4 protein-coding genes and 2 pseudogenes are annotated in these 6,074 nt (G+C 68.9%); 2 read left to right on the top strand and 4 right to left on the bottom strand.

Features of this window, described 5'->3' with window-relative positions:
- Together EES42_RS26635 and EES42_RS26630 are read left to right on the top strand one after the other, a co-directional pair.
- A partial coding sequence (locus tag EES42_RS26635; RefSeq protein ID WP_241196594.1) for a nucleotide pyrophosphatase/phosphodiesterase family protein occupies nucleotides 1-954 on the top strand: 954 nt, incomplete at its 5' end.
- A gap of 30 nt (nucleotides 955-984) precedes the next feature.
- On the top strand, nucleotides 985-2,016 hold the full coding sequence (locus EES42_RS26630; protein ID WP_124720771.1) for a sugar phosphate isomerase/epimerase family protein: 1,032 nt from the start codon (nucleotides 985-987) through the stop codon (nucleotides 2,014-2,016).
- Here EES42_RS26630 and EES42_RS26625 read toward each other — a convergent pair.
- From EES42_RS26625 to EES42_RS26610, 4 genes and pseudogenes are all read right to left on the bottom strand, one after another.
- Nucleotides 2,013-2,426: pseudogene (locus EES42_RS26625) on the bottom strand (MFS transporter); the annotation flags it as partial. The gene EES42_RS26630 and the pseudogene EES42_RS26625 sit on opposite strands and share 4 nt — an antisense overlap.
- 2 nt (nucleotides 2,427-2,428) lie before the next feature.
- A pseudogene (locus tag EES42_RS26620) lies at nucleotides 2,429-2,794 on the bottom strand (acetate--CoA ligase family protein); the annotation flags it as partial.
- Between the two features lie 3 nt (nucleotides 2,795-2,797).
- Entirely contained in the window at nucleotides 2,798-4,027 is a 1,230-nt protein-coding gene (gene frc / locus EES42_RS26615; RefSeq protein ID WP_124720769.1) for a formyl-CoA transferase, read from the bottom strand.
- 16 nt (nucleotides 4,028-4,043) lie between these two features.
- Nucleotides 4,044-5,726: a thiamine pyrophosphate-binding protein gene (locus tag EES42_RS26610; RefSeq protein ID WP_124720768.1), complete on the bottom strand. Its 1,683-nt coding sequence runs from the start codon at nucleotides 5,724-5,726 to the stop codon at nucleotides 4,044-4,046.
- Nucleotides 5,727-6,074 lie beyond the last annotated feature (348 nt).

Genomic DNA, 6,074 nt, shown 5'->3' with positions numbered 1-6,074 from the left:
CCCGCCCTCCACGACGAACTCACCGAGAAACTCGGCACCTTCCCCCTCTTCCACTTCTGGGGCCCCGGTGCCGACCTCGTCTCCTCGCAGTGGATCATCGACGCGACCCGGCACATCCTCGACACCCGCCACCCCGACCTGGCCCTGTGCTACCTCCCGCACCTCGACTACGACCTCCAGCGCTACGGCCCCGACGACCCGCGCTCCTACCGGGCCGCGGCCGAACTCGACCGGGCCATGGCACCCCTCCTGGACGACGCCCGCCGGGAGGGCCGCACCGTCGTCGCCCTCTCCGAATACGGCATCACCCGCGTGGACCGGCCCGTCGACATCAACCGGGCCCTGCGCCGCGCCGGCCTCCTGGAGGTCCACACCCAGGACGGCATGGAATACCTCGACCCGATGGCCTCCCGCGCCTTCGCCGTCGCAGACCACCAGCTCGCCCACATCTACGTACGCCGCCCCGAGGACCTCGAAGCCACCCGCGAAGCCCTCCGGGACCTCCAGGGCATTGAGCAGCTCCTCGACGACGAGGGCAAAAAGGCACACGGCCTGGACCACCCGCGCTCCGGCGAGCTGGTCGCCGTCGCGGACCCGGACGCCTGGTTCACGTACTACTACTGGCTCGACGACGCCCGCGCGCCCGACTTCGCGCAGCTCGTCGAGATCCACCGCAAACCCGGCTACGACCCCGTCGAACTCTTCCTGGACCCCCAGGACCCGTACGTCCGGGTCAAAGCGGCCACGGCCGTCGCCCGCAAGAAGCTGGGCATGCGCTACCGCATGGCGGTCGTGCCGTTGGACCCGTCACCTATTCGCGGCAGCCACGGCCGCCTTCCGCAGAGCGACGAAGAAGGTCCGCTCATCCTGTGCTCCACCCCCCACGCGTTCACCGGCCCCGTCCGGGCCACCGAAGTGAAGTCCTTGCTGCTCCAACTCGCCGGACTGCACTGACAACGTCCCGCCCCCAGAAGGAGTTCCCCCATGAGCCGCCGCACCCCCGTCGACGCCGAACTCGCCCACAAGCTCAGCAGGCGCTCCATGCTCGGCGTCGCGGCCGGAGCCACCGCAGCCGCCCTGCTCGGCGCCGCCGCCCCGGCCGCCTCCGCCCAGGGCAGGCCCCAGGGCGACCCTCTGCTGCCGCCCGGCCGTCTCGGCATCCAGCTCTACACCCTCCGCGACAAGGTCTCGACCCTCGGCTTCGACAAGGTCTTCGCCGAGCTCTCGGCGTACGGCTACGACGAGGTCGAGTACGCCGGCTACACCCAGGGCTCGGCCGGTGCCATCACCCTCGCCCAGCTCAAGCAGCTCACCCGCGACCACGGTCTCAAGGGCATCGGCAGCCACGTCGGCTACTACGACGACAACAACGCCAACGCCTACACCTTCGCGCAGAACCTCACCAAGGTCCTCGACGACGCCCAGGCCCTCGGCCTCAAGCACGTCGGCACCGCCTCGGGGCCGTTCCGCTACGGATCGACGGTCGATGCCTGGAAGCGCGCCGCCGCGGACTTCAACACCTACGGCGCCGCCGCCAGAGAGCGCGGCATGAAGTTCTACCAGCACAACCACGCCGAGGAGTTCTCCTTCGCCACCGACCGGCCAGACGTCCGCCTCTACGACGTGCTGCTCGCCGAGACCGACCCCGATCTGGTCTTCCTGGAGATGGACATCTACTGGGCCTACGTCGGCCAGTTCCGGTTCGGCAAGCGGGCCGACGGCACCCCCGACACCTTCGACCCGCTGCACTACGTACTGAAGCAGCCCGACCGCTACCCGCTCTTCCACGTCAAGGACGGCGAGCACGACATCGCGGCCCGCGACGGCTACCGCATGGTCGACGTCGGGGACGGCGACATCGACTACAAGAAGTTCCTCTCCGCCGTCACCAGGACCCACGGCGGCCGCCGCGACCACCACTGGCAGGTGGAGCACGACCAGCCGATAGTGGACTCCTTCACCACGGCCCGCCGCTCCGCCGCCTACCTGCACACCCTGCGCCGCAAGGGCTGCTAGGACCGCCCGCCCACGACGGCCCTCCCCGTGACCGGCGAGGAGGGCCGCCGGCGCCCGTGCTCACGGTGTCCCGGCTGCCGCAGCATCAGCGCGATGCAGGCCGCCACCATGGAGATCCCGCCGGCGAGCGCGTAGGCCCCGTCGTAGCCCCAGGCATCGACCACCATCGAGCCGAGACCGCCGCCGAACAGCCCGCTGACCAGCTTTCCGCTGTACACGAGGCCATAGTTGGTGGCGTTGTAGTTCTCGCCGAAGTAGTCCGGGGTCAGCGCGGCGAACATCGGGTAGAAGGCGCCGCCGCCGAAACCGGAGAGGAAGGCGAAGAACAGGAACAGCCACTCGTTGCGCGCATGCCCGGCCCAGATCACACCGAACTGGGCCAGCCCCAGCACGACAATGACGAACACCAGGGCGGCACCACCTGCTGCACCTGCACCCCGTCGATCCGGGCGTCCGGCGCGTACGCCCGCACGTTCCCGATGATCCGGCGGAACGCGGCCCGTACCTCCGGCGCACCGCGCACACCGACGACGACCCCGCCGGCGTCCGTCTTGTGCGGTACATCCGGCGAGACGATCTTCAGCACGACCGGACCGCCGAGCCGGTCGGCGCACGCCACCGCCTCGTCGATGTCCTGGGCCAGCTCCTCGCCGGGCACCGCGATCCCGTACGCCTCGGCGACGATCCGCCCCTCGGGCGCGGTGAGCGCCTCGCGGCCGGCGGCCCGGACGGAGTCGAGCAGCCCCCGTACCCGTTCACGATCCTGTGGTCCGACCATGACTCAGATGACTCCGTCCGTCTTCAGCAGCCGCAATTCCTCTTTGCCGAGGCCCAGTTCACCGGTGTACACCTCTTCGTTGTGCTGACCCAGCAGCGGTGAGGTCACCACGTCCACGGGGGAGTCGGAGAGCTTCAGCGGACTGCCGACCGTGGTGAAGGTGCCGCGCTCGGGGTGTTCTACCCGGACGATCATCCCGTTGGCGGCCAGCGACTCGTCCTCCACGATCTCCTTGGTGGACAGAACCGGACCGCAGGGGATGTCGTGGGCGTTGAGCTGTTCCAGCACGTCCCACTTGGGCAGTGCCGAGGACCACTCCTCGATGAGCTGGAACATCTTGTCGAGTCTGGGCAGCCGCGCCTCGGCCGTCGCCCACTCGGGGGCGTCCGCCAGTTCCGGGCGTCCGATGAGTGCGCAGAGCGGCTGCCAGCCCACCGGCTGCACAATGACGTACACATAGTCGTTGGGTCCGCCGGGTGCGCACTTCACCGCCCACCCCGGCTGACCGCCCCCGCTGGCATTGCCGCTGCGTGGCACCTCGTCACCGAAGTCCTCGTTCGGGTACTCCGCCAACGGGCCGTGTTGCAACCGCTGTTGGTCGCGCAGCTTCACCCGGCAGAGATTGAGCACGGCATGCTGCATGGCGACATTGACGCGCTGCCCGCGTCCGGTGCTCTCGCGCTGGAACAGTGCGGCCAGAATGCCGGCCACCGCGTGGATCCCGGTTCCCGAGTCACCGATCTGCGCTCCGGTCGCCAGCGGTGGACCGTCCTGGAATCCGGTGGTGGACATCGAGCCGCCCATGGCCTGGGCGACCACCTCGTATGCCTTGAAGGCGGTGTACGGGCCCTCGCCGAAGCCCTTGATGGAGGTGTAGACGATACGTGGATTGATCTCCTGGATCCGTTCCCAGGTGAACCCCGTCCGGTCGACGGCGCCGGGGCCGAAGTTCTCCACCAGCACATCGCTGCGGCGGATCAGCTCGGTGAGGATCTCCTTGCCGCGCTCGCTCTTGACGTTGAGGGTGATGCTCCGCTTGTTGCAGTTGAGCATCGTGAAGTAGAGGGAGTCGACGCCCGGCAGGTCGCGCAGCTGCCTGCGGGTGATGTCGCCGCTCGGTGCTTCGAGCTTGACCACGTCCGCGCCGAGCCAGGCGAGCAGCTGGGTGGCGGAGGGTCCGGACTGTACGTGCGTCATGTCGAGGACGCGCACGCCCTCAAGAGCTCTGGTCATGCCAACGGCTCCTCTGCTACTTGTACATGGTCTGGTTCATGGTTCCGGGGGCGTAGGCGTCGGGGTCGATCCAGACGTTGATCAGCGAAGGCAGCCCCAACTCGCGGGCGCGGCGCAGCGCCGGGGCGATGTCGGCGGGGTCTCGGACCTCTTCGCCGTAACCACCCAGCATCCGGGCGAACTCGTCGTAGTGGACGTCGCCCAGGGTGTTGCCGACCCGCTGGCGCTCGTCCCCGTACTTGGCTCGTTGGCCGTAACGGATCTGGTTCATCGAGGAGTTGTTGCCGATGATGCCGATGAACGGCAGGTTGTAGCGGACCAGCGTCTCGAAGTCCCAGCCGGTCAGCGAGAACGCACCGTCACCGAAGAGCGCCACCACCTCCTTGTCGGGCCGTGCCTGCTTCGCGGCCAGCACGAAGGGGATGCCGACGCCGAGGGTGCCGAGCGGCCCCGGGTCCATCCAGTGACCGGGCGACTTCGGCTGCACGACCTGCCCGGAGAAGGTGACGATGTCGCCGCCGTCCCCGATGTAGACCGAGTCCTCGGTGAGGAAGTCGTTGATCTCGCCGACCAGACGGTACGGGTGGATCGGCGAGGCGTCCGACTTCAGGCGGGGCAGCCGCTTCTCGATCGCTGCCTGCTCGGCGGCCCGCAGTTCGTCCAGCCAGGCCTTGCGCCCGGCCGCCCCACCGTTCAGCCGCCCGCTCGCGGCCTGCGTGACCGCCTCGATGACCAGCCCCGCGTCCCCGACGATCCCGAGGTCGATGTCCCGGTTCTTGCCGACGGTGCGGTAGTCGAGGTCGATCTGCACGACGGTGGCGTCGGGGGAGAGCCGTCTGCCGTACCCCATCCGGAAGTCGAACGGCGTCCCCACGACGACGATGAGATCGGCACGGGAGAAGGCGTACCGCCGGGACAGCTGGAAGTGGTGCGGATCGCCGGGCGGCAGAGTGCCGCGGCCGGCCCCGTTCATGTACGCGGGGACGTTCAGGGCGCGGACGAGCTCCACCGCACTGTCCGTCGCCCGTGTCGTCCACACCTGGCTGCCCAGCAGGGCCGCCGGCCTCCGGGCGTGTACGAGGAGATCCGCGAGCCTTTCCACGGCTTCGGGGTCACCGGCCGTACGGGTCGAGGCCCGGTACCGCCCCGCCACCGGCACCCGGGCCCCGGCCGCCGGCACCCTGGCGTCCAGCACATCGCGCGGAATCTCCAGGAAGGACGGTCCGGGCGCCCCGTGGTAGCACTCGCGGAACGCCATCGACACCATGTCCGCAGCACGTGAGGTCTCCGGCACGGTCGCCGCGAACTTGGTGACGGGCGACATCATCTCGACGTGCGGCAGGTCCTGGAGCGACCCCATCCTGTGCTGGCTTCGCGCACCCTGCCCACCGATCAGCAGCATCGGCGACTCGGCCCGGAACGCGTTCGCCACTCCCGTCACGGCGTCGGTCGTCCCCGGCCCGGCGGTGACGACGGCACAGCCGGGCTTGCCGGTGATCCGGGCGTACCCGTCGGCGGCGTGGGCGGCGACCTGCTCGTGCCGTACGTCCACGACGTCGATGCCTTCGTCCACGCAACCGTCGTAGATGTCGATGATGTGGCCGCCGCAGAGGGTGTAGACGCGCTCCACCCCCTCGGCCTTCAGCGCCTTGGCGACCAGATGCCCACCGGAAATGAGTTCCTGGCTGTCCTCGGGCATGGCGATACCTGTCCCTTCGTAGGGGAGTGCGGAAGCCGGTCCGGTACTGCGGTACAAGCAGAAGAACATTGCATACAGTCGACGAATACTGTATGGATTTTGTTATCCCGCATCCGGTGAGTGGTGTCCAGAGGGTGTGCGGCACTTTCGCAAGCCGTGACCTGCCCTTGGTCCGGACTGTGCGTGCATCCGTGACCACGCAACGTGGGCGAGGTGGGCCGAGTGCCGAGGGGTGGTGCGGGGTGCGCCCGACGCGCCGCACTGACCACCGGAAACGCAGGTGAGAGGCGCGCCGAACCCCTGGTATTGTTTTCCATGTCGCCGCGGGAAACTGGGGCCGACCACCTG

This window comes from Streptomyces sp. ADI95-17 (genome assembly GCF_003846175.1).
GTDB lineage: Bacteria > Actinomycetota > Actinomycetes > Streptomycetales > Streptomycetaceae > Streptomyces > Streptomyces sanglieri.
The sequence above is the reverse complement of the archived record's forward strand: the minus strand, read 5'-3'. Positions and strand labels throughout refer to the sequence as shown.

What these genes read in the sequence shown, in the direction of transcription:
- EES42_RS26630 (WP_124720771.1), top strand. Translation starts at nt 985, where the DNA reads ATGAGCCGCCGCACCCCCGTCGACGCCGAACTCGCCCACAAGCTCAGC.
- frc (WP_124720769.1), bottom strand. Translation starts at nt 4,027, where the DNA reads ATGACCAGAGCTCTTGAGGGCGTGCGCGTCCTCGACATGACGCACGTA.
- EES42_RS26610 (WP_124720768.1), bottom strand. Translation starts at nt 5,726, where the DNA reads ATGCCCGAGGACAGCCAGGAACTCATTTCCGGTGGGCATCTGGTCGCC.